Below are 22408 nucleotides of genomic sequence, written 5' to 3' on the forward strand. Positions count from 1 at the left end.
TCGCTGGTTTTTTTTCGTCTGCTTTCTCCTGTTTATTTCGCTTTTTCTTCAACCAAGGGTCAAGTCTTGCCTAAAGCCGGTCGCGCGGCAAGGAAAGGATAAAGTAATGGCCCCTTACTTTCGGAAGTCCTTCACGTGCTGGCCAAGCTCACCTCCAAGAATCAATTGACGCTGCCGAAAAGCGTGACCGAAGCACTGGGGCCGGTGCAGTATTTCGAGGTCCAGGCCAGGGCCGGGCAAATCATCCTGACGCCGGTGCGCATTCAGCGCGGCGATGCCGTGCGCGCCAAGCTGGCCGAGCTGGCGATCGACGAGAAAACGCTGGCCCAGGCCTTGAGCTGGGCGCAGCCGGTGGCGAAGAAAAAACCGGCAGTCAAAAAACCGGCCGTCAAGAAGCCGCTCGCGGCCAAAACCGCGGTGGCCAGGAAGAAACCGGCCGCCACCAAGAAGGCCGCCGCGCGATGAGCCGGCGCAGCAAGAAAGGCGGCGCGAGTGCGCCCCGCGTCGTGCTCGACACCGGTTTGCTGCTGCATGCGCTGCTGCTGGGCGACGACAAGGCCAGGCGGCTGCGTCAGGCCTGGCAGGGCGGCGCCTGCCGGCCGCTGATCGCCGCCGCCACCGCGCAGCTGCTGATGCGGGCGCTGGCCTGCCCGGCGTTGAAGCTCAACGCCGCCCAGCAGCAGGAGTTGCTGGCCGATTTCCTGCCCTATGCCGAGGTGGTCGCCGATCCGGCGCCGCGCTCGCGCGGGCAGGCCTCGGCAAGCCTGCAATTGGCCGTCTCGACGGCGGCGCGGGCCGAGCAGCTGGTCAGCGATTGCGGCCGCACGCGGGGGGCGTTTTCGCGTCTCGGCGCGGTCCCCTGCGGACTGCTGTGCAGCGAGGAATTTTTGACATCGCTATGAGCTAATCCCGAGCGAAAAGCGCGTGCTGCTCTGCTAGATTCCCGGCCCAGTATGAATCGTTTCGATCAGGGCGTCGCCACGGGCATGTGGCGCGTCATTTTTTATGAGCGCGTGGGCAATCGCGTGCGCCTGGACCGCACCGGTCCCTGGCTGCCGACCCGCAGGCTGGCCCAGCAATGGGCGGACTGGTTTCTGCAGCGGGGCTATCACGTCGCGCTGCAGGACCAGTCGGGCGGGCTCGACCGCATCAGCAACGGCCTGCCGAGCTGAGCGCTCAGTGCAGCGGCGCCAGGCCTCTGCCGTTGAAACCCTTGCGCTCCAGCGCCCAACCCTCGGTGGCAATCGCGTCGGCATGGCGCTGCACATGGACGGTCGCCAGGCGCTTGGCGGCCGCGCGCTGGACCAGAGCCTCGGCCTGGGCCGGCGTCAGCTGCAGCGCGAAGCGGGCCCAGCGCTTTTGCAGCAGCGGCTGCAGCCAGGCGTCCTCCAGCGCCCAGCGGATCTGCTGCGCATCGTTCAGCTCCTTGACCGCCAGCACGCGCGGCGCCAGGGCCAGCACGAAGCGGTTGAAATCGGCGCGGATCGCGTCGCCGGGCAGCAGGGCCTCGATGCGGGCCAGGCGCTGGCTCCAGCCGGGCGTCGCCAGCTGGCGCGTCACCAGCGCCTGCAGCGCCTGGATCGGGTTGAACAGGCGCAGGCGGTTCGGCGGCAGCACGGCCAGCGGGATCTGCGCCGCCTCTTCGTGCGTCAGTTCGGTGACGAAGCTGGCCAGCGTCGCGAGGCGCTGCCATTCGGCCGGGCCCAGGCCGGCGATGCGCTGGATCGGGCCGCGGGCGACGCTTTGCGCCAGCGCGTTCAGCTGGGCATGGCCCTGTTCGCCCTTGGCCGCATTGGCGGCACGGCTCATCACGGCCAGATTGCCGGCCGCATAGCCGGCGTCGTTGCGCACGCGGTCGACCGAGCGCTGGGCGTTGTCGCCGGCCCGGTCGTTCAGCGGGCGACGGGTGATCGGGCAATGCTCGACGTCGATCTGCTGCAGATAGTTGGGCGTCAGCTGCACCTCCTCGAAGCTGCGGCCGCGCGCCCAGGCATGGGTGCGCAGCAGCAGCCACATCTGCGTGTGGCGGTGGGCGCGCAGGGTGCGGCGGCCGAAGGTGGCGCTGCCGGCATGCCAGCCCTGGCGCAGGGGCGAGGCGGCGAACAGGTGCTCGACCGGCGGGCGCAGACCATGGTGGGCGAAGTCCCAGCCCAGGGCCAGGCCCAGGCTCGAATGGGCCGGCGCGGCCTGCATCTCGAGCTCGTACTGGACGGCGCATGGCGCCGTGGATGCGGAAGCGGAAACTGCTGCGATCTGTGCCATGGTCATGCTCCTTGCGGTTTGCGTATGGCACAGTGTGGATCGTATGTAGCTCATGGCGTGAGCCAGTAAAAAACAAATGGACCGCACCGAACGTTTCTACAAGATAGAGATGCTGATCCGCAGCCGCGAATGCGTCAGCTTCGCCGCCCTGCTGGAGGCGCTGGAGGTGTCGCCGGCGACGCTGAAGCGCGATCTGCAATACCTGCGCGAGCGCATGGACGCGCCGATCGAGTACGACGCCGCCGCCAACGGCTACCGCTTCGGCCAGCAATGGCGCGGCCAGAAGCATGAGCTGCCGGGCGTCTGGTTCAGCGAGAAGGAGCTGCACGCGCTGCTGACCATGCACCAGATGCTGGCCAGCCTGGACGAGGAGGGCATCCTGAGCCGCCATCTGCAGCCGATGTTCGACAAGCTGACCGGCATGATGGGCGCCGACGCGGCCGAGGCGCAGGAGCTGACGCGGCGGGTCAAGCTGATCAGCACCGCGCGGCGCAAGGCACCGTCCGAGTTCTTCGAGACGGTCGGCAGCGCCGTCGTCAAGCGCCAGCGCCTGCGCCTGCACTACCGCCGGCGCGGCGGCCAGGGCGAGCCGGCCGCCAGCGAGCGCGTCGTCTCACCGCAGCGCCTGGTCCATTACCGCAACACCTGGTACCTGGACGCCTGGTGCCATCGCAGCGAAGGCTTCCGCCGCTTTGCGCTCGACGCCATGGAGGGTGCCGAGCTCTTGTCCGAAGCGGCGCGCACCGTGTCGACGAAGGAGCTGGAGGCGCAGCTGGACCAGGGCTACGGCATCTTTGCCGGCGGCCAGGCGCGACACGCCGAGCTGATCTTCAGCGCCGAGGCGGCGCAATGGGTGGCGCGGGAGGAATGGCATCCGGCCCAGCGCAGCGAATGGCTGGCGGACGGCCGCTGGCGCCTGCTGGTGCCGTATGTCGATGCGACCGAGCTGCTGATGGACCTCTTGCGCCATGCCGGCGAGGTCCAGGTGCTGGCGCCGGCCGAGCTGCGCGAGGCCTATGCCCAGCGGCTGCGCGCGGCGGCCGCTCAGTTGGACGAAGGATCTTCCTGACGCTTGAGCCGCTCGCTGTGCCAGTAGACGTCGTCGCCGCCCAGGCCGTCCAGATTGGCGCGGTTCAGCACCCGGGCCAGCACGAACAGCAGGTCGGACAGGCGGTTCAGGTACTGGCGCGGCGCGGCATTGATCGCCTCCGTGCCGGCCAAGGTGACGACGGCGCGCTCGGCGCGGCGGGCGACCGTGCGGCAGACATGCGAGATCGCCGCGCTGCGCGTGCCGGCCGGCAGGATGAATTCCTTCAGCCGCGGCAGGTTGGCGTTGTAATGGGCCAGGGCCTCGTCCAGGCGCAGCACCGCGTCCATCTTCAGCAGTTCGTAGCCGGGCATGCACAGCTCGCCGCCCAGATTGAACAGCTCGTGCTGGATCGTGATCAGCAGTTCGCACACATCGTCGGACAGTGGCTCAGCCAGCAGCACGCCGATCTGCGAGTTCAGTTCGTCGACATCGCCCATGGCCTGCACGCGCAGGTGGTCCTTGGGCACGCGCGTGCCGTCGCCGAGGCCGGTCGTGCCGTCGTCGCCGGTGCGGGTCGCGATTTGTGAAAGTCGGTTGGCCATGGGTGCGGGTTCGTCGGGCGAAACCCGCATCTTGCCCCAACTCAGGTCTGCGGGGGCGGGTGGCGGTGCAGGTGGCGGTGCCGCTCGGTCGGCTGCTGCCACAGGCTCAGATGCGGCTCCTGCTTGGGTGTGAACAGGCCGCGCCACCAGAGCTTCAAGACGTCCCAGCGCAGCGCGCCAGCCAGGGCCAGCAGCAGCACCGCCAGCAGCAAGAGCCATTCGAGAGCATGGTTGGTGACCATCATGTCCGTCTCCATCGGATGCCCAGGCGGCCATCGTGGCACCGCCGGCGCCGGCATGCAAGTGCTGCCAGAATCGTCGAAGCAACAGCCCGGAGACCGACCATGAATGCCAGCGCGCCCCACGCCCATCTGATGCAGCCGCAACTCACGCCGCGGCCGCTGCCGGCCGAGATGCTGGAGGCGCTGAAGGCGCGCTTCGGCGCCCAGCGCTGCTCGACCGCGCTGGCGGTGCGCGAGCAGCATGGCCGCGACGAGTCGGTGTTCGACGTGCCGCCGCCCGAGGTCGTCGTCTATGCCGAGAGCAGCGAGGAGGTCGCCTTCGTCGTCGCGCTGGCACAGCGCCACCGGGTGCCGGTGATTCCGTATGGCGCCGGCTCCTCGCTGGAAGGCCATCTGCTGGCGGTGCAGGGCGGGGTCAGCCTCGATCTCTCGCGCATGAACAAGATCCTGCGCGTCAATGCCGAGGACCTGACCGTCACCGTGCAGGCCGGCGTCACCCGCAACCAGCTGAATGCCGAGATCCGCCACCAGGGCCTGTTCTTCCCGATCGACCCGGGGGCGGACGCCTCGCTGGGCGGCATGGCGGCGACGCGGGCCAGCGGCACGAACGCGGTGCGCTACGGCACGATGCGCGAGAACGTGCTGGCGCTGGCCGTCGTCACGCCGCAGGGCGAACTGATACAGACCGGCACCCGGGCGCGCAAGAGCAGCGCCGGCTACGACCTCAGCCGGCTCTATATCGGCAGCGAGGGCACTTTGGGCGTGATCTGCGAGCTGACGCTGAAGCTGTATCCGCTGCCCGAGGCGATCTCCGCGGCGGTCTGCTTCTTCCCCTCCATCGATGCCGCGGTGCAGGCGACGATACAGATCATCCAGATCGGCGTACCGATCGCGCGCTGCGAGTTGCTGGACGCCAATGCGGTGCGCGCCGTCAATGCGCACGACCGCCTGGGCCTGCGCGAGGCGCCGATGCTGCTGATGGAATTCCACGGCTCGGAGGCCGGCGTCGCCGAGCAGGCCGGCACCGTGCAGGAGGTCGCGCGCGAATTCGGCGGCGAGGACTTCGACTGGGCAACGACGCCGGAGGCGCGCACCAAGCTCTGGACCGCGCGCCACCACGCCTATCTATCGGGCCTGCAGATGCGACCCGGCTGCCGCGCGGTGACCACCGACACCTGCGTGCCGATCTCGCGCCTGGCCGAATCGATCAATGAATCGGTCCGGGAGGTGCAAGAGGCCGGCCTGCCCTATTTCATCGTCGGCCATGTCGGCGACGGCAATTTCCACCTCGCCTATCTGATCGATCCGAATGTCCCGGCCGAGCGCGAGACGGCCGAGCGCCTGTCGGCGCAGATGGTGCAGCGCGCGCTGCGGCTGGAAGGCACCTGCACCGGCGAGCATGGCGTCGGCCTGCACAAGCAGGGCTTTCTGCTCGACGAGGCCGGCGAGGGCGCCGTCGAGGTGATGCGTTCGCTGAAGCGCGCGCTCGACCCGCACAACATCATGAACCCCGGCAAGATCTTCACGCTCTGAACCAGGCGTCCGTGGCGCCCGCGTGCCGAGCGCCGGGCCGCTGTGGTGATGGGCTTGCGGCTCGACGCCGCAAGCGCTATCGGCGTCTCGCCGATGGCCGGCCAAGGTACTTCTTGGACGAGGGGCCTCAATGCCCGCGTTTCGCCGCGTCCGGATGCTTGCGAAAGCCTTCCTTGACCGAGGCCTCGATCACCTCGTAAAGCGGCTTGATCAGCGGCCGCAACTCGGCGACCACCTTGCTGGAGCTGAGCACCGAGGGAACGCGGGTGCCGCGGTGCTCGATGGTGCCGCCGATCGAGCGGATGTCGAAGCCGATGCGGTTGAAGTGCGCCGCCAGACGCGGCTCGGTCAGCACGAACACATGCTCGACGCCCATATGGCGGGCGATCGCCGCCGCGCCCAGATAGAGGCTGACCGGGATGAAGGGAAAACGCGGCATGCCGGCGTTGCTGCCGAAGTCGTCCTCGGCCAGTGCCATCGGCGTGCCGGACTCGCCCTTGCGCTGCCGGAAGCTGTTGACGACGGCCAGCCGCGAGACCTCGCCGATGGTGTCGCGCGGCAGGGCCGCCGGGTCGACCAGCTGGCGGTCGATCACGTCTGCGCAGCTGATCTCCATCGGCAGCAGCGTGGCGGGCGCCTCGGGCTGGGTCAGGATCAGCCGCGTGCAGCCGACCGCCAGGCCGCTGTCGCGGCGGCGCAGCAGGCAGTGAATCGAATGCTCGTCGTAGGCATCGGTCTCCATGCCGTCCTCGCGCACCGGCTCCCAGCCGAGGTCGCGGCAGTAGACCTCGTGCCTGATCCGATAGACCTCTTGCTTGCTGGCCGTGTCCAGCGCCGGCTCGAGCTTGAACAGCTCATTGAAGGTGCCTCCCAGATTCCTTCGGCTGGAAGAGGGGTTCACGGCGAATCCTTGCGTATCGGTTGGCTTGGCTTGCATGCGGGCCTCGGCTGCCCGGCGAACATGCCGCCGGGTCTCAAGGTCCGAGTCTAGGGGTCTGATGATGACAGAAGCACAAATAAGTCACGAGGTTCCGATGCAATTCGGGGTTTGTCCTGATGCTCGAATCGGGGGTGTGCAGGCCCTGGCTCGCTTCGCCCGGTCAGTGTGAAGGCGCGGGTACGTTCCAGCGCCGTGTGACGTCGCCGCGCTCGTTGATGCTCTCCAGATGGACGCCGAAACCCCACAGCCGCGCCACATGCTTGAGCACCTCCTGCGCGCCGTCGTGCAGCGGCCGGTTCATATGCTGCGTATGGCGCAGGGTCAGCGAGCGGTCTCCGCGCAGATTGACGTTCCAGACCTGGATGTTCGGCTCGCGGGTGCTGAGGTCGTACTGCCGCGACAGCGCCTCGCGCACATGCTGGTAGCCGAGCTCGTCGTGGATGGCCGAGATCTCGTATTCGCTCTCGGCCTCGTCGTCGACGATGGAAAACAGGCGGAACTCGCGCATCAGATGCGGGCTCAGATACTGGCCGATGAAGCTCTCGTCCTTGAAGTTGCGCATCGCATGGTCCAGCGTCGGCAGCCAGTCGCGGCCGGCCAGATCGGGGAACCAGCGGCGGTCCTCCTCGGTCGGGTGCTCGCAGATGCGCTTGATGTCGGTGTACATCGCGAAGCCCAGCGCATAGGGATTCAGATTCGCCATCGGCTGCTGCGCGATCACATTGGTGTGCGACTTCAGCCACTCGATCATCATCCCGTCGCTCAGATAGCCGTCGTCGTACATCTGGTTCAGCAGCCGGTGATGCCAGAAGGTGGCCCAACCCTCGTTCATCACCTGGGTCTGGCGCTGCGGATAAAAGTACTGCGCGATCTTGCGCACGATGCGGACGATTTCCCGCTGCCAGGGCTCCAAGAGCGGCGCGTTCTTCTCGATGAAGTAGAGGAGGTTCTCCTGCGGCTCCTCGGGGAAGCGTCGCAAGGCGGCCGCCTCCGCCGCTGCGTCGGCCTTTCTGGGCAGGGTGCGCCAGAGCTCGTTGATCTGCTGCTGCGCATGCGCCTCGCGATCGGCCAGGCGCGCCTTCTCCTGCGCCAGCGAAAGCTTGGCCGGGCGGCGGTAGCGGTCGACGCCATGGTTCATCAGCGCATGGCAGGAATCGAGCAGGGTCTCGACCGCATCGACGCCATGGCGCTCCTCGCATTCGGCGACGAAGTTCTTCGCATAGACGAGGTAGTCGATGATGGAGGAGGCATCGGTCCACATGCGGAACAGGTAGTTGCCCTTGAAGAAGCTGTTGTGGCCGTAGCAGGCATGGGCGATGACCAGGGCCTGCATCGCCATCGTGTTCTCCTCCATCAGGTAGGCGATGCAGGGATCGGAGTTGATGACGATCTCGTAGGCCAGGCCCATCTGGCCGCGCTTGTAGTTGCGTTCGGTGGCGATGAACTCCTTGCCATAGCTCCAATGCCGGTAATTGACCGGCATGCCGACCGAGGCATAGGCATCCATCATCTGCTCGGCCGTGATGACCTCCAGCTGGTTCGGGTAGGTGTCCAGGCCGAAGCGCTCGGCGGTCGCGCGGATGACCTCGTGGTACTGGTCGATCAGCTCGAAGGTCCAGTCGCTGGGCGAGGGCAGCGGCAGGGTCGGGCGGTTGGCCAGCGGCTTCATCCGCAGCAGCGGCTGCTTGCTGCGGCGGCCGCCGTATTCGTCGTTGAGCGGCGCGACGCCGATCGCGCGACGGTTCTCCAGCGAAGTCATGGGGGGGCTCCTTCCTTCCTGAACAAGTCCCGGAAGACCGGATAGATCTGCGCCACCTCGGTGGCCTTGCGCATCGCGAAGTGGCGCGACTCCTCGCTGAGCTTGCTGTACTCCTCCCACAGGTTCTGCTCGGCCTCGGCCACCTGAACGTAGGCAAAGTAGCGGCACAGCGGCAGGATCTGCCGCGCCAGCAGCTCGCGGCAGCGGCCGCTGTCGTGGTGCCAGTTGTCGCCATCGCTGGCCTGGGCGCCGTAGATATTCCACTCGTTGCTCGGATAGCGGGCGCGGATGATCTCCTCCATCAGCACCAGGGCCGAGGAGACGACGGTGCCGCCGGTCTCGGTGGCGTGGAAGAAGTTCTGCTCGTCGACCTCCTGCGCCTGCGTGTGGTGGCGGATGAAGACGACGTCGATCTTGTCGTAATGCCGGGTCAGGAAGAGGTAGAGCAGGATGAAGAAGCGCTTGGCCAGGTCCTTGCGCCCCTCGTCCATCGAGCCCGACACGTCCATCAGGCAGAACATCACCGCGCGGCTGGTCGGCATCGGCACCCGCACCCGGTTGCGGAAGCGCAGATCGATCGGGTCGAGGAAGGGGATGGCCTTGAGCCGGCCGCGCAGATGGACGATGCGCGCCTCGGTCTCCAGCAGCATGCGCTGGACCTCGTGGTCGTTCGGGTTCTCGTGCTGCAGCAGGGCCAGCCGCTCCTCCAGCTCGAGCAGCTCGCGCCGCTTGTCGGTGCCCAGCGCGATGCGCCGGCCCAGGGCGCCGCGCATCGAGCGCACCACATGCAGATTGGTCGGCATGCCGTCGTTGGTGAAGCCGGCGCGCTGGCTCTTCCATTCGGGCGTCTCGGCCAGCTGGGTGCGCTCCAGATTCGGCAGCGCCAGGTCCTCGAAGAAGACCTGCATGAACTCTTCCTTGGTGAGGTGGAAAACGAAGTCGTCCTCGCCCTCGCCGGAATCGCTGGCCTGGCCGCCGCCCTGGCCCTGGCCGCCACCCTGCGGCTTGGCGACGCGGTCGCCCTTCACGTACTCGGCATTGCCGGGCCGCACGACCTCGCGCACGCCGCCCTCGCCATGGCCGAAGATGGGTTCGGTCAGGTCCTTCTTCGGGATGTGCACATCCTCGCCGCGCTCCATATCGCGGATGCCGCGGCCGTCGACCGCGCGCCGCACCGCCTCGCGGATCTGGTCCTTGTGGCGGCGCAGAAAGCGCTCGCGGTTGCCGATCGACTTGTTCTTGCCCGACAGCCGGCGATCGATGATTTGCTGAAGCATCGAGTCAAGCTCCTTTAGCTGCTCTTGCGCACCCTCAGGTACCACTCGCACAGCAGACGCACCTGCTTGGCCGTGTAGCCCTTGTTGACCATGCGGTTGACGAAGTCCTCGTGCTTCTTGGCCTCGTCGGCGCTGGCCTTGGCGTTGAAGCTGATCACCGGCAGCAACTCCTCGGTGTTGGAGAACATCTTCTTCTCGATCACCGTGCGCAGCTTCTCGTAGCTGGTCCAGGCCGGGTTCTTGCCGGCGTTGTTGGCGCGCGCGCGCAGCACGAAGTTGACGATCTCGTTGCGGAAGTCCTTGGGGTTGCTGATGCCGGCCGGCTTCTCGATCTTCTCCAGCTCGGCGTTCAGCGCCGAACGGTCGAAGACCTCGCCGGTATCGGTGTCGCGGTACTCCTGGTCCTGGATCCAGTAGTCGGCATAGGTGACGTAGCGGTCGAAGATGTTCTGGCCGTACTCGCTATAGCTTTCCAGATAGGCGGTCTGGATCTCCTTGCCGATGAACTCGGCGTAGCGCGGTGACAAGGCCTCCTTGATGAAGCCGATGTACTTCTCCTCGAACTCCTTCGGGAACTGCTCGCGCTCGATCTGCTGCTCCAGCACATACATCAGATGGACCGGATTGGCCGCCACCTCGGCGCTGTCGAAGTTGAAGACCTTGGACAGGATCTTGTAGGCGAAGCGCGTGCTGATGCCGCTCATGCCCTCGTCGACACCGGCATAGTCGCGGTACTCCTGGTAGCTCTTCGCGCGCGGGTCGGTGTCCTTCAGGTTCTCGCCGTCGTAGACCAGCATCTTCGAATACAGCGAGCTGTTCTCGGGCTCCTTCAGCCGGGTCAGGATCGCGAACTGGCTCATCATCTTCAGGGTGCCGGGCGCGCACTTGGCATAGGCCAGCGAGGAGCCGCGGATCAGCTTCTCGTAGATCTTGATCTCCTCGCTGACGCGCAGGCAGTAGGGCACCTTGACGATGTAGATGCGGTCGAGGAAGGCCTCGTTGTTCTTGTTGTTGCGGAAGGTCTTCCACTCGCTCTCGTTGCTGTGCGCCAGCACGATGCCGTCGAAGGGCACGGCGCCGAAGCCCTCGGTGCCCTTGTAGTTGCCTTCCTGCGTCGCCGTCAGCAACGGGTGCAGCACCTTGATCGGCGCCTTGAACATCTCGACGAACTCCAGCAGGCCCTGGTTGGCCAGACACAGGCCGCCCGAATAGCTGTAGGCATCGGGATCGTCCTGCGCATAGGTCTCGAGCTTGCGGATGTCGACCTTGCCGACCAGCGAGGAGATGTCCTGGTTGTTCTCGTCGCCGGGCTCGGTCTTGGAGACGGCGATCTGCTTGAGCACGCTGGGGTACTTCTTGACCACCTTGAAGCGGCGGATGTCGCCGCCGTATTCGTCCAGGCGCTTGACCGCCCAGGGGCTCAGGATGCGGTTCAGATAGCGGCGCGGAATGCCGAACTCCTGCTCCAGCAGCGGCCCGTCCTCCAGCGCGTCGAACAGGCCCAGGGGGCTCTCGTTTACGGGCGAGCCCTGCAGCGCGTAGAAGGGCACCTGTTCCATCAGCTGCTTGAGCCGCTCGGCGATCGAGCTCTTGCCGCCGCCGACCGGGCCCAAGAGATAGAGGATCTGCTTCTTTTCCTCCAGGCCCTGTGCGGCATGGCGGAAATAGCTGACGACCTGCTCGATCGCGTCCTCCATGCCATAGAACTCGGCGAAGGCCGGATAGATCTTGATCGTCTTGTTGGCGAAGATGCGCGACAGCCGCGGATCGTTGCGCGTGTCGACCATCTGCGGCTCGCCGATCGCCTGCAGCATGCGCTCCGCTGCGGTTGCGTAAGCGAGGGGATTGCGCTTGCACTCGGCGAGGTAGTCCTCCAGCGAGAGCTCCTCGACCCGGGTGCGTTCGTAGCGTTCTGCGAACTTGCTGATCACGTCCATGCTCGACCTCCTGTTGGGGTCCAGAGACGCGGGGCGCAGCGCGCCCGGCATCTGCTGGGAAGTTCTGATGGCACCCCGACCGCGGGTGCGAGGCGTCATCAGAGCTTTCCGAGATCCGACGTGGACAGCTTCAACGCAGGGCTCGATGGGCGGTATGAACCGTGCCTGTCTTCCTCAACAGTTGGAACCCACCAAGCGTTGACACCATGCTACGCCGAACTGGCGTGGCCGGTGTAGGCAACACCTGGCACCTGTTGCGCTTAACCTCACCCTCGAATGGGTGGTGGGCGCATGTTCCGATCCCATGCATTCGGCGTGCCAGCCATGGCCTTGGCCCCAGGGACGGTAACAAAAAAGCCGTGAAGGGCTCACGGCTTCGAGAAGCGCTTTGCGCGCGCGGTGCTTTGCTTAGCTGGCGATTGTTTATGCCTGCGGCCCGCGCAGGCGGTCGATCAGGCCGTTGAGCTCGTCCAGCGAGCCGAACTGGATGGACAGTTCGCCCTGTTCGCCGCGCTTGGTGCGCTTCTTCACCCGGATCTCGACCTGTGCGGTCAGCAGATCGGACAGCTCCTCCTCGAGGCTCAGCACATCGCGGCTCTTGTCGCCGCGCACGCGCAGCAGCGGCTTCTGGCGGCCGGCGCCGGCGCGCGCCACCAGGCGCTCGGCCTCGCGCACGCTCAGCTTCTTGGCCGCGATCTCGGTGGCCGTGGTGATCTGCTGCGCGCCTTCCAGCGGCAGCAGCGCGCGTGCATGGCCCATGTCCAGGTCGCCGGCCATCAGCATGTTCTGCACCGGCGCGGCCAGTTGCAGCAGGCGCAAGAGATTGCTAGCAGCGCTGCGCGAGCGGCCGACCGCCTGCGCCGCCTGCTCGTGGGTCAGATGGAATTCGTTGACCAGGCGCTGCAGGCCCTGCGCCTCTTCGAGCGGGTTCAGGTCCTCGCGCTGGATGTTCTCGATCAGCGCCATCGCGGCGGCGGCCTCGTCGGGTACCGCCTTGACCAGCACCGGCACCTCGCGCAGACCGGCCAGCTTGGCGGCACGGAAGCGCCGCTCGCCGGCGATGATCTCGTAGGCCACATGCCCGTTCGGCGTGATCGGCCGCACCAGGATGGGCTGCATGATGCCCTGGCCCTTGATGCTCTCGGCCAGCTCGTACAGTGAACCCTCATCCATGCGCGTGCGTGGCTGGTACTTGCCGGCCTGCATCTGCTCCAGCTTCAGGGTGCCGGGTTCGCCGTCGCGGCCGGACGGGACCGGCGCCGGGTTGTCGCTGACCTTGGGGCCCAGCAGCGCCTCCAGGCCCAGGCCGAGGCCTTTGGGTTTTTTCGTGACCATGGCGCGATTGTCCCCTACCGCTGCAGTTCGGCCAGCAGGGCCTGACCCTCGGGCCAGTCGCCCAGTCCGGACTCGCTGTTCAGATGACCGCGCGGGCCGGCCAGCAGCAGTTGCGCGCCCCAGTCGGCCGCCATCTGCGTGGCGCGCTCGGGCGCGCAGAAGGGGTCGTCGCCGCTGACGACGGCGATGCTGGGAAAGGGCAGGCGGCTGCGGCGTATCGGCCGCCAGTTATGCAGCTGCGGCGGCGTGTCGGTGCGCTCGGTGTCCGGCGGCGCGACCAGCAGCGCGCCGGCGACGCGCTCGGCATGGCGCGTGTGCTCGGCCCAGCTGGCCACCAGCTGGCAGCCGAGCGAATGGGCGACCAGCAGCGCCGGTCGAGGGTCGGCCAGCAGCACCTCCTCCAGCCGTGCCATCCAGTCGCCGCGGCGCGGCCATTGCCAGTCGGCCTGCTCCACCCGCTGATAGCCGAACAGCCGCTCCCAGCGGCTTTGCCAATGCGCGGGGTCGGAGTTCAACCAGCCGGGCAATAGCAGTACACGTCGATCATCCATCGTTTGGCTTTATGCTTTCGGTCCTTCGATTCGATTGTGCTGGAGAAGTAGTCATGACTTACAAGGTGTTTGTGGATGGACAAGAGGGCACGACGGGCCTGCGCATTCATGAATACCTGGCCGCGCGCGGCGATATCGAGGTGCTGCGCATCGATGCCGACAAGCGCAAGGACGCGGCCGAACGCTCGCGCCTGCTGAACGCGGCCGACGTGGCGTTTCTGTGCCTGCCCGATGTCGCCTCGCGCGAGGCGGCCTTCATGGTGAACAACTCCAACACCTGCCTGATCGATGCCAGCACCGCGCATCGGACGACGCCCGGCTGGGCCTTCGGCCTGCCCGAGCTCGACCGCGGCCAGCGCACGAAGATCCGCGGCGCCAAGCGCATCGCCAATCCGGGCTGCCATGCGAGCGCCTTCATCCTAGCCGTGCGGCCGCTGGTCGATGCCGGCCTCTTGAGCCCGGACGCGCTGATCTCGGCCACCTCGATCACCGGGTATTCGGGTGGCGGCAAGAGCATGATCGCCCAGTACGAAGCGGCAAGTGAGCCCAAGCTCACTTCGCCGCGCCCCTATGCGCTGGGCCTGACCCACAAGCACCTGCCCGAGATGATGGCCCACACCGGCCTGAAGAACGCGCCGGTCTTCATGCCCATCGTCGGCAATTTCTACAAGGGCCTGGCCGTCACCGTGCCGCTGCACCTGAGCCAGCTGCGCGCCGGCGCGCGCCCGGAGGATGTCCAGCAGGCATTGGCCGCGCATTACGAGGGCGAGCGCTTCGTCCGCGTGCTGCCGCTGCGCGACCCGGCCACGCTGGAAGAGGGCGCCTTCGACGTGCAGGCCTGCAACGACACCAATCGCGTCGATCTGGCCGTGTTCGGCAACGATCAGCAGATCCTGCTAATGGCCCGCCTGGACAATCTGGGCAAGGGCGCCAGCGGCGCCGCCGTGCAGGCGATGAACGTCCATCTGGGCGTCGACGAAGGCCTGGGGCTTTGACCGAGGACGCCGGCCGGCGTTGGTCGCAAGAGCTGGCCCCCGCCGACGCGGCGCGCGTCCGCGATGGCGTCACCGCCTACGGCCGCGCGCTGGCCGCCGGCGGCCAGGCGCAGGACATTGCCTGCGGGCTGCATGACGAGCAGGGCCGCCTGATCGCCGGCGCGCTGGGCCGCACCGAATTCCGCCGCCTGTTCATCAACTACCTGTGGGTGGACGAGGAACTGCGCGGCCATGGCCTGGGCAGCGAGCTGCTGCGCCGGCTGGAGGCGCAGGCGCTCAAGCGCGGCTGCGTCGATGCGCTGATCGAGACCCTGTCGGACCGCCATGCCGAGCTTTACGAGCGTCTGGGCTACGCGATGATGGCCCATGTGCACGACTATGTGCCGGGCTTCACCCGCTACATCCTGATCAAGGTCTGGCGGCCGCGCGACTGAGGGCTGCGTTCATGCGCATGCGGCCGGGTCGTCGCTGCGGTAGTGGTAGCGATAGGCCGGGCGGAAGCCCAGGCGGGCATAGACGCGCTGGGCCGCGAGGTTGTCGGCACTGACCTGCAGATAGGCCTGGCGGGCGCCGTCGGCACGCGCCTGTTCGAGCAGGGCCCCGCACAGCCGCGCCGCATGGCCGCGGCCGCGCTGGGCCGGCGGCGTGAAGATGTCGTAGAGCCCGACCAGCTCACCCTCGCGCGCGATCTGGCCGCAGCACAGCAGCGTGGCCGCGTCGGCGTCGTACAGGGCGTAGCCCTGGTAGGGCACCGGCGAGGCGGCCATCCGTTCGGCATGGGCGGCGATCGCCTGGCCGCTGGAGCCGCGCAGCTGGCCGACCAGGCGCGCATAGTCCGGGCCGCTGAGCGCCCGCAGCGGCGCCGCCGGCGTGCCTGGCACGCAGGGTGGCAGCGCATCCAGCACCATCACATCGGTCGGGTCGAAGCTGTACCAGCCGCGCGCCGCCAGCTGCGCATCGAGATCGGCCGGCTGGCTGAACGGGGTGATGCGCACGATCAGGGGCAGGCCGGCGGCGCCGAAGCTGTCGCGGCAGCGGCGCAGCACCTCATCCAGCGGCATCTCGCCGGCGGCGATCGCATTGACGCAACGCGATCGCTTGGCCTTGCCGGGGGAGAGGCGGATCAGCCAGCCGTCGACGCGGGCCTGCTGAGGCGGTGCCGAGGCATTCAGCCCGGCAAGTTCCGCCCGTTCCGCCAGCGTCGTCTCCATGACGTCTTACATCGTGGTGACGCGCCGCACCATCTCGCGGGCGAAGTCGACGAAGGACTGGGCACCCTTGGAGGCCGGATCGAAGACGACGCCGGGCAGGCCGTAGCTGGGCGCCTCGGCCAGACGCACATTGCGCGGGATCACCGTGTCGAAGACCTTCTCGCCGAAATGGCTCTTCAGCTGTTCGCTGACCTGCTGCTGCAAGGTGATGCGCGGATCGAACATCACGCGCAGCAGGCCGATGATCTGCAGGTCCGGGTTCAGGTTCGCATGCACCTGCTTGATCGTGTTGACCAGATCGGACAGGCCCTCCAGCGCGAAGTACTCGCACTGCATCGGCACGACGACGCCATGGGCCGAGCATAGGCCGTTCAAGGTCAGCATCGAGAGGGATGGCGGGCAGTCGATCAGCACGAAGTCGTAGTCATCTGCCACAGCGGCCAGGGCCGCCTTCAACCGGCGCTCGCGGCGCTCCAGCTCGACCAGTTCGACCTCGGCGCCGGCCAGTTCGCGGTTGGCGCCTAGCACGTCATAGCCGGCCTTCTCGCTGCGGGCCCGGGCCTCGGCAATCGTCGCCGACTCGAGCAGCACGTCGTAGACGGTCAATTCCAGCGCACGCTTGTCGATGCCGGAACCCATGGTCGCGTTGCCCTGCGGATCGAGATCGACGACCAGCACCCGCTGGCCGACCTGGGCCAGGCCGGCGGCCAGATTGACGGTGGTCGTGGTCTTGCCGACCCCGCCTTTTTGGTTCGCGACGCAGAAGATTTTGGCCATGGTCTGGTTTTTCTAAGCAGGCAGATATTAGCCCGGGCCGCCGGGCGGCAAGGCGGGATCAGCCCTCGGTTTTGGGTCGGATCCAGATCAGGCAGCGTTGCGCTTCAAGGCCCGGCACCTGCAGTTGTTCCACGTGAAACACGTCGAGGTCTGCGGGCAGGGCGGCCAGTTCGTCGGCCGGGTGTTGGCCCTTCATTGCCAGCCAGATGGCACCGGGCTTCAGATGTGAGCGGGTCAGGGCGGTGAAGTCGAGCAGCGATGCGAAGGCGCGCGAGGTGATCAGGTCAAAGGCCGGGGCCTTCAGCTGTTCGACGCGCGAGTGCTCGCCATGCAGATTGGCCAAGCCCAGTTCGGCCGCCACTTGCTTGATGAAGCTGGCTTTCTTGGCGACCGCGTCCACGCAGGTCACGTCCAGGGTTGGATCGCAGATCGCAAGGACGACGCCAGGCAGGCCGCCGCCGCTGCCGACGTCCATGAGCCGCAGCGGCCGACCGGCCGCATGTCGACGCAGCGCCGGCACCAAGCTCAGGCTGTCGACCAGATGCTGGGTCAGCATCGCCCGCGGATCGCGGACGGCGGTCAGGTTGTAGACCTTGTTCCATTTCTGGATCAGCCCCAGATAAGCCAGCAATTTGTCGATCTGTGCGTCGCTGAGTTCGAGCTTCAGCGTCTGCGCGGCCGCGAGCAGCGGCTCGCGCAGGGTAGAGGTGTCGGTCATGGGCGGGGGGTCAGGCGGCCGCGCTGTTCGTGTCGTTGTTGGAGGCCTTGGCCGGGGCATCGTCGGCGAAGCCCTTGAAGCGGCCCTTTTTCAGATGGACCAGCAGCAGCGAGATCGCCGCGGGCGTGACGCCGGAGATGCGCGAGGCCTGGCCGAGGGTCTCGGGCCGCTGCTGGCCGAGCTTTTGCCGCACCTCGAAGGACAGGGCCTGGACCTGTGCATAGTCCAGTTCGGCTGGCAGCTTCAGGTTCTCGAAATGCGCGGCGCGGGCCACGTCTTCGACCTGCTTGTTGATATAGCCGGCGTATTTGACGCTGGTCTCGATCTGCTCGATGACCGCCTCCGACAAGGTTTCGCCGAGATCGGCGGTGAGTGCCGCACGTGATATGCCAGCCTCCGGCCGGGCGATCGAGGCGACCTCGGCCACGGTGTCGAACACGACGCCCGGTCGGCGCAGCAGGTCGATCAGGTTGTATTCACGCTCCAGCGCCTTGCCGACCAGACGTTCGGCATCGGCCGCCGGGAGGGTGCCGGGATGAACCCAGGTGGACTTCAGCTTCTCTGTTTCACGTGAAACAGCATCGCGCTTGCGGTTGAAAGCATCCCAGCGGACGTCGTCGACCAAGCCCATGTGACGGCCGATCTCGGTCAGCCGGAGGTCGGCATTGTCCTCACGCAGCTGCAGGCGGAACTCTGCGCGGCTGGTGAACATGCGATAGGGCTCGGTCACGCCCTTGGTGATCAGATCGTCGACCAGCACGCCCAGATAGGCCTGGTCGCGGCCCGGCAGCCAGGGGCCGTCGCCGCGGACCTGCAGCGCTGCGTTCATGCCGGCGAACAGGCCTTGGGCGGCCGCCTCCTCATAGCCGGTCGTGCCGTTGATCTGGCCGGCGAAGAACAGGCCCTGAATCGCGCGTGTCTCGAAACTGGACTTCAGGCCGCGCGGGTCGAAGTAGTCGTACTCGATCGCATAGCCGGGGCGCAGGATGTGGGCGTTCTCCAGGCCGGGGATCGAGCGCACGGCGGCCAGCTGCACATCAAAGGGCAGGGAGGTGGAGATGCCGTTCGGATAGAACTCGTGCGTGGTCAGGCCCTCGGGCTCGAGGAAGATCTGGTGCGAGTCCTTGTCGGCAAAGCGGTTGACCTTGTCCTCGATCGAGGGACAGTAGCGCGGGCCGACGCCCTCGATCACGCCGGTGAACATCGGGCTGCGGTCGAAGCCGGAGCGGATGATCTCGTGTGTGCGCTCGCTGGTGTGGGTGATCCAGCAGGGCAGTTGGTGCGGATGCTGGGCGGCGTTGCCGAGGAAGCTGAACACCGGTACCGGATCGAGGTCGCCCGGCTGCTCCTCGCATTTCGAGAAATCGATCGTGCGGCCGTCCAGCCGCGGCGGCGTGCCGGTCTTGAGCCGGCCCTGCGGCAGCTTCAGCTCCTTCAGCCGCGCCGACAGCGAGACCGCCGGCGGATCGCCGGCGCGGCCGGCGCTGTAGTTCTCCAGGCCGACATGGATGCGGCCGTCCAGGAAGGTGCCGGCCGTCAGCACGACGGCGCGGGCGCGAAACGCGATGCCGGCCTGGGTGACGGCGCCGACGACCCGGTCGCCCTCGACCATCAGGTCGTCGACCGCCTGCTGGAACAGCATCAGGTTCGGCTGGTTCTCCAGCCGCCGGCGGATCGCCGCCTTGTACAGCACGCGGTCGGCCTGGGCGCGGGTGGCGCGCACGGCCGGACCCTTGGAACCGTTGAGGATGCGGAACTGGATGCCCGACTCGTCGGTCGCCGCGGCCATCGCGCCGCCCAGCGCATCGACCTCCTTGACCAGATGGCCCTTGCCGATGCCGCCGATCGAGGGGTTGCAGCTCATCTGGCCCAGCGTCTCGATATTGTGGGTCAGCAGCAGCGTCGCGCAGCCCATGCGCGCCGCGGCCAAGGCGGCCTCGGTGCCGGCATGGCCGCCGCCAACGACGATGACGTCGAATTCCTTCGGATAAAGCATCGGTGCACCCAGGCAGAGAGGCGCCGGACAGCGGCGCGGGCAAACCCTGAATTTTAGCGGCGCCCTGTGGATAAGTCACGGGCATGGACCCTAGCCGGCCGCACAATATCGGCATGAATTGCCGCGACCATTGCGCCGCCTGCTGCATCGCGCCCTCGATCAGCTCGCCGATACCGGGCATGCCCGCCGGCAAGCCGGCCGGTGTGCGCTGCATCCAGCTCGACGAGGCCGACCGCTGCCGCATCTTCGGCCGGCCGGAGCGGCCGGCGGTCTGCGCCTCCTTGCAGCCCGGCGAGCTGATGTGCGGGGACAGCCGCGAGCAGGCGATGCGCTGGCTGGGCTGGATGGAACAGGCGACCCGGCCCTGACACTGCCGATGTGGGCATCACGGATGCCCGGCGCGCGGCCCCTGCCTAGACTGGCGCATCACCGTTTGTCCAGGAGCCGTCGCATGTATTCCGCCGAACTCGATCGCCGCCAACTCCTTCTCGGCGCCGGCCTCGCGGCGCTCGGCCTGTCGCCGGCCGCCGCGCAAGCCGCCTGGCCCAGCCGCTCGATCCGCCTGGTCGTCCCCTTCGCGCCGGGCGGCAGCAGCGAGATCGTGGCCCGCGCAACCGCGGTGGAGCTCAGCAAGACCCTGGGCCAGACCGTCTATGTGGAGAACAAGCCGGGCGGCGGCGGCAATATCGCGATGGGCGAGGTGGCGCGCGCCGACGACCAGCACACCTTGATCCTCGGCCATATCGGCACGCTGGCGGTGAACCCCTATATGTACGAGAAGCTTCCTTACGACCCGGTCAAGGACTTCAAGCCGATCACCTTGCTGGCCAAGGTGCCCAGCCTCTATGTGGTCCATCCGGACCTGCCGGTCAAGGATTTGAAGGAGTTCGTCGCCCTGGTGCGCAAGAAGCCGGGGCAGCTGAACTACGGCTCGGCCGGCAATGGCAGCGCCGGCCATCTGGCGATGGAATACCTGAAGATGGTCGGCAATCTCTTCATCCTGCACGTGCCCTACCGCGGCACCGGCCCGCAGCTGACCGACCTGCTGGCCGGCCGCCTGGACGCCGCCTCGGTCGGTGCGCCGGCGGTGATGCAGTTCATCAAGGCCGGCAAGCTGCGCTGCATCGCCACCGGCTCCAAGGAGCGCCTGGCCCAGCTGCCCGAGGTGCCGACGGTGGCCGAGCAGGGCTTCCCCGGCTTCGAGATGACGCAGTGGTATGGGCTGATGGCGCCGGCCAATCTGGCGCCGGCCAACGCCGACAAGCTGGCCGCCGAGGCGGCCAAGGCCATCCGCTCCAGCTCCTCGCGCGAGCGGCTGAGCGGCGATGCCGCCGAGGCGGTCGGCAACACCCCGGCTCAGTTCGCGCAATTCATCGCCCAGGAGCAGCAGCGCTGGAAGGCGGTGGTGACACGCGCCAAGATCCGCGCCGATTGAGCAACCACTGCCGGCCCGCGCGCAGGCGGGGGTGATCCCAGTACTTGTCGAAGAAGTAATGCACCACCGTGTTGAGCAGCGGCTCGACAAAGGTCACCGCGCCGGCCACGGCGATATTGCCGGTCAGCGCATAGGTGACGCCGAAGGAGGTGCAGAGGTGGAGCGCTCCGAAACTTGCCGTCTTTGCCATGTCGCTATGTGAATTGGTTATTCAATAGCTAAATGCTACTTAACATGCGCGCCAAGGTCGATTTGCATTCACCGATCGCGGCGATAGCTCGCGTGGGCGATAGGCAAAGCACGCGGCGCGGGATTTGATCGACCCGCACCGGCCGGCCAGCGCGATCCGGGACAATGCGCGGCGATGCATCCGAACACGGCCTGCTAGCTGGGTCTGCGCTGCTCCATCGCGCTGGACTGCCAGTCCAGCGCGTACAGGGCCGTGTTCAGATGAACCACCAACGCGCTCTCGTCGAGACAGATGCCGTCGTCGTCGACCAGCTGCAGATTGGACAGAAGACGCATCGGATCGACCAGGGCGACGACGCCCTCGCGGACTTCGGCCCAGTCCCAGGCGATGCCGATGCGATCGCCGCGGTGCCGGCCTTCGACCGGCGCGGCCCACAGCGCCTGGCCGCAGCGCAGCGTGCTTCGTGGTGAGCGCAAGACATTGCTGCTGATCTTTTCAAATTTTTCCAGCAGTTCCGAGAATTGTGTGGGGGTAAGTTGCACCGGTTTCCAGGTCGTGACCTGCCATGCATGTGCGAACATAGCGGAGCTCCAAAGGTTGGGAAAAACAGTTTTGCATCCCCCACGTCGCGGCGGTAGCTGCATATTCCTGTAGGGGCGGGGCCGAGGGCGAGAACTAATATGGAGTTGAGACGGTTTCTCGATATCAGCCAGACCAAGGATCTGGACAGCTTGCAGAGCAAGCTGGTTTCATTTGCCCATGACATGGATTTCGGCCTCGTCAATGCCGTGGTCGTCTACGACCGTCTGAATGGACAGGGCGCCGAATTCGTCTCGCTCGGCAATACCCCGCAGGCCTATATCGAGCAGAGCCTTGACCCCGGGGATTCGGCACGCGATCCGGTCAATCAGCTGTTCAAGAAGCTCAGCGTCCCCTTCATCTACGACCAGGCGCTGTACCTGAAGGAGAACGCGGTCGACCTGTGGGAGCGGCAGGCGCAGTTCGGCTATCGAGCCGGCGTCTGCGTGGCCCTGCACCTGGGCAATGGCAAGCATTTCCTGCTCGGCATGGACCGTGATCAGGCCTTGCCCAGTGAGGACGGCCAGCTGGTGCGTATGATGGCCGATCTGCAGCTGCTGGCGGTGCATGCGCAGTCAGCGGCCATGGAAGTGCTCACTCCGCCGCGAATCGACAGCCTCAAGGGCCTGAGCCCGCGTGAGAAGGAAGTGCTGCGTTGGGCGATGGAAGGCAAGTCCGTCGAGGAGACCGCGCTGATCTGTCACTGCTCTGCCTCGACCGTGTCCTACCACATGCGCTCGATCTTCAAGAAGCTCAATGTCACGAAGAAGCAGCAGGCGATCGCGCTGGCCGTGCGCCACAATCTGATCTGAGCTGCGGCAAAAACTACATGTTCGTGTAGCTATACAGCATTTGAATGCGCAGTGAAACTTCTTCCATCGCAATCTCGATGGCAACAGGAGTTTCGAATGAATGCATTCAAGACCTCGCAAACGACCCCGAATATTCCGCGCGTCGGTGGTTGGTAAATAGGATTTCCGCAGGCCGGTAATTACTTATCCAGACCGGTGTTTCAAACTATGCGCTAGTATCTGTCGGG

25 protein-coding genes are annotated in these 22408 nt (G+C 66.7%); 10 read left to right on the plus strand and 15 right to left on the minus strand.

Annotated features, from left to right (window positions below; translation table 11 throughout):
* Nucleotides 1–135: 135 nt before the first annotated feature.
* From QWJ38_RS02830 to QWJ38_RS02840, 3 genes are read left to right on the plus strand one after another with little or no spacing between them, the layout of a single operon-like run.
* A complete protein-coding gene (locus QWJ38_RS02830) occupies nucleotides 136–465 on the plus strand; it encodes an AbrB/MazE/SpoVT family DNA-binding domain-containing protein (RefSeq protein WP_290357516.1) in 330 nt (109 codons plus the stop codon).
* Nucleotides 462–902: a PIN domain-containing protein gene (locus QWJ38_RS02835; RefSeq protein WP_290357517.1), complete on the plus strand. Its 441-nt coding sequence runs from the start codon at nucleotides 462–464 to the stop codon at nucleotides 900–902. The genes QWJ38_RS02830 and QWJ38_RS02835 overlap by 4 nt, the downstream gene beginning before the upstream one ends.
* Nucleotides 903–953: 51 nt before the next feature.
* Nucleotides 954–1172, plus strand: a complete 219-nt coding sequence (locus QWJ38_RS02840) for a hypothetical protein (RefSeq protein WP_290357518.1) — start codon at nucleotides 954–956, stop codon at nucleotides 1170–1172.
* A 4-nt stretch (nucleotides 1173–1176) separates the two neighbouring features.
* Here the strand turns inward: QWJ38_RS02840 and QWJ38_RS02845 are convergent, their stop codons facing one another.
* The gene (locus QWJ38_RS02845; protein ID WP_290357519.1) at nucleotides 1177–2262 is read right to left on the minus strand and encodes a hypothetical protein; all 1086 of its coding nucleotides are present in this window, start codon (nucleotides 2260–2262) and stop codon (nucleotides 1177–1179) included.
* A 76-nt stretch (nucleotides 2263–2338) separates the two neighbouring features.
* On the opposite strand from QWJ38_RS02845, the gene QWJ38_RS02850 reads away from it, so the two are divergent.
* Entirely contained in the window at nucleotides 2339–3331 is a 993-nt protein-coding gene (locus tag QWJ38_RS02850) for a helix-turn-helix transcriptional regulator (protein ID WP_290357520.1), read from the plus strand.
* Here QWJ38_RS02850 and QWJ38_RS02855 read toward each other — a convergent pair.
* Nucleotides 3307–3894 (minus strand): cob(I)yrinic acid a,c-diamide adenosyltransferase, encoded by a 588-nt coding sequence (locus QWJ38_RS02855; protein WP_290357521.1) that lies wholly within the window; start codon nucleotides 3892–3894, stop codon nucleotides 3307–3309. The genes QWJ38_RS02850 and QWJ38_RS02855 overlap by 25 nt on opposite strands.
* Nucleotides 3895–3935: 41 nt before the next feature.
* Nucleotides 3936–4139 carry a hypothetical protein gene (locus QWJ38_RS02860; RefSeq protein WP_290357522.1) on the minus strand — a complete coding sequence of 68 codons (204 nt, stop codon included), beginning with the start codon at nucleotides 4137–4139 and terminating at the stop codon, nucleotides 3936–3938.
* A 99-nt stretch (nucleotides 4140–4238) separates the two neighbouring features.
* Between QWJ38_RS02860 and QWJ38_RS02865 the strand changes: the two genes are divergently transcribed.
* Entirely contained in the window at nucleotides 4239–5669 is a 1431-nt protein-coding gene (locus QWJ38_RS02865) for an FAD-binding oxidoreductase (RefSeq protein WP_290357523.1), read from the plus strand.
* Between the two features lie 127 nt (nucleotides 5670–5796).
* Here QWJ38_RS02865 and QWJ38_RS02870 read toward each other — a convergent pair whose 3' ends face one another.
* From QWJ38_RS02870 to QWJ38_RS02895, 6 genes are all read right to left on the minus strand, one after another.
* Nucleotides 5797–6570, minus strand: a complete 774-nt coding sequence (locus QWJ38_RS02870; protein WP_290357524.1) for a PEP-CTERM/exosortase system-associated acyltransferase — start codon at nucleotides 6568–6570, stop codon at nucleotides 5797–5799.
* Between the two features lie 199 nt (nucleotides 6571–6769).
* Entirely contained in the window at nucleotides 6770–8278 is a 1509-nt protein-coding gene (locus QWJ38_RS02875) for a SpoVR family protein (protein WP_290358052.1), read from the minus strand.
* An 86-nt stretch (nucleotides 8279–8364) separates the two neighbouring features.
* Nucleotides 8365–9645, minus strand: a complete 1281-nt coding sequence (locus QWJ38_RS02880) for a YeaH/YhbH family protein (RefSeq protein WP_290357525.1) — start codon at nucleotides 9643–9645, stop codon at nucleotides 8365–8367.
* Nucleotides 9646–9659: 14 nt separating this feature from the next.
* Nucleotides 9660–11582 (minus strand): PrkA family serine protein kinase, encoded by a 1923-nt coding sequence (locus QWJ38_RS02885; protein WP_290357526.1) that lies wholly within the window; start codon nucleotides 11580–11582, stop codon nucleotides 9660–9662.
* Between the two features lie 423 nt (nucleotides 11583–12005).
* Nucleotides 12006–12917: a ParB/RepB/Spo0J family partition protein gene (locus tag QWJ38_RS02890; RefSeq protein WP_290357527.1), complete on the minus strand. Its 912-nt coding sequence runs from the start codon at nucleotides 12915–12917 to the stop codon at nucleotides 12006–12008.
* 14 nt (nucleotides 12918–12931) lie between these two features.
* Nucleotides 12932–13468, minus strand: a complete 537-nt coding sequence (locus QWJ38_RS02895; protein WP_290357528.1) for an RBBP9/YdeN family alpha/beta hydrolase — start codon at nucleotides 13466–13468, stop codon at nucleotides 12932–12934.
* Between the two features lie 53 nt (nucleotides 13469–13521).
* On the opposite strand from QWJ38_RS02895, the gene argC reads away from it, so the two are divergent.
* Together argC and QWJ38_RS02905 are read left to right on the plus strand one after the other, a co-directional pair.
* Nucleotides 13522–14463, plus strand: a complete 942-nt coding sequence (gene argC / locus QWJ38_RS02900; protein WP_290357529.1) for an N-acetyl-gamma-glutamyl-phosphate reductase — start codon at nucleotides 13522–13524, stop codon at nucleotides 14461–14463.
* Nucleotides 14460–14897, plus strand: coding sequence for a GNAT family N-acetyltransferase (locus tag QWJ38_RS02905; RefSeq protein ID WP_290357530.1), 438 nt, complete (start codon nucleotides 14460–14462; stop codon nucleotides 14895–14897). The genes argC and QWJ38_RS02905 overlap by 4 nt, the downstream gene beginning before the upstream one ends.
* Nucleotides 14898–14906: 9 nt before the next feature.
* Here QWJ38_RS02905 and QWJ38_RS02910 read toward each other — a convergent pair whose 3' ends face one another.
* From QWJ38_RS02910 to mnmG, 4 genes are read right to left on the minus strand one after another with little or no spacing between them, the layout of a single operon-like run.
* Nucleotides 14907–15674 (minus strand): GNAT family N-acetyltransferase, encoded by a 768-nt coding sequence (locus QWJ38_RS02910; RefSeq protein WP_290357531.1) that lies wholly within the window; start codon nucleotides 15672–15674, stop codon nucleotides 14907–14909.
* A gap of 6 nt (nucleotides 15675–15680) precedes the next feature.
* The gene (locus tag QWJ38_RS02915) at nucleotides 15681–16451 is read right to left on the minus strand and encodes a ParA family protein (protein WP_290357532.1); all 771 of its coding nucleotides are present in this window, start codon (nucleotides 16449–16451) and stop codon (nucleotides 15681–15683) included.
* A 58-nt stretch (nucleotides 16452–16509) separates the two neighbouring features.
* A complete protein-coding gene (gene rsmG / locus QWJ38_RS02920) occupies nucleotides 16510–17169 on the minus strand; it encodes a 16S rRNA (guanine(527)-N(7))-methyltransferase RsmG (RefSeq protein ID WP_290357533.1) in 660 nt (219 codons plus the stop codon).
* 10 nt (nucleotides 17170–17179) lie between these two features.
* Nucleotides 17180–19165 (minus strand): tRNA uridine-5-carboxymethylaminomethyl(34) synthesis enzyme MnmG, encoded by a 1986-nt coding sequence (gene mnmG, locus QWJ38_RS02925; protein WP_290357534.1) that lies wholly within the window; start codon nucleotides 19163–19165, stop codon nucleotides 17180–17182.
* Nucleotides 19166–19278: 113 nt separating this feature from the next.
* Between mnmG and QWJ38_RS02930 the strand changes: the two genes are divergently transcribed.
* Complete coding sequence (locus QWJ38_RS02930) at nucleotides 19279–19533, plus strand: YkgJ family cysteine cluster protein (protein ID WP_290357535.1); 255 nt, start codon at nucleotides 19279–19281, stop codon at nucleotides 19531–19533.
* Nucleotides 19534–19616: 83 nt separating this feature from the next.
* The gene (locus tag QWJ38_RS02935; RefSeq protein WP_290357536.1) at nucleotides 19617–20600 is read left to right on the plus strand and encodes a Bug family tripartite tricarboxylate transporter substrate binding protein; all 984 of its coding nucleotides are present in this window, start codon (nucleotides 19617–19619) and stop codon (nucleotides 20598–20600) included.
* On the opposite strand, the gene QWJ38_RS02940 is transcribed toward QWJ38_RS02935, so the two are convergent.
* Both QWJ38_RS02940 and QWJ38_RS02945 read right to left on the minus strand, forming a co-directional pair.
* Complete coding sequence (locus QWJ38_RS02940) at nucleotides 20536–20790, minus strand: DUF2061 domain-containing protein (protein WP_290357537.1); 255 nt, start codon at nucleotides 20788–20790, stop codon at nucleotides 20536–20538. The genes QWJ38_RS02935 and QWJ38_RS02940 overlap by 65 nt on opposite strands.
* Before the next feature lie 194 nt (nucleotides 20791–20984).
* Nucleotides 20985–21371 carry a DUF4902 domain-containing protein gene (locus tag QWJ38_RS02945; protein ID WP_290357538.1) on the minus strand — a complete coding sequence of 129 codons (387 nt, stop codon included), beginning with the start codon at nucleotides 21369–21371 and terminating at the stop codon, nucleotides 20985–20987.
* Nucleotides 21372–21476: 105 nt separating this feature from the next.
* Between QWJ38_RS02945 and QWJ38_RS02950 the strand changes: the two genes are divergently transcribed.
* Nucleotides 21477–22181, plus strand: a complete 705-nt coding sequence (locus QWJ38_RS02950; RefSeq protein WP_290357539.1) for a helix-turn-helix transcriptional regulator — start codon at nucleotides 21477–21479, stop codon at nucleotides 22179–22181.
* Nucleotides 22182–22408 lie beyond the last annotated feature (227 nt).

The organism is Roseateles violae (assembly GCF_030410485.1).
GTDB lineage: Bacteria > Pseudomonadota > Gammaproteobacteria > Burkholderiales > Burkholderiaceae_C > Roseateles_D > Roseateles_D violae.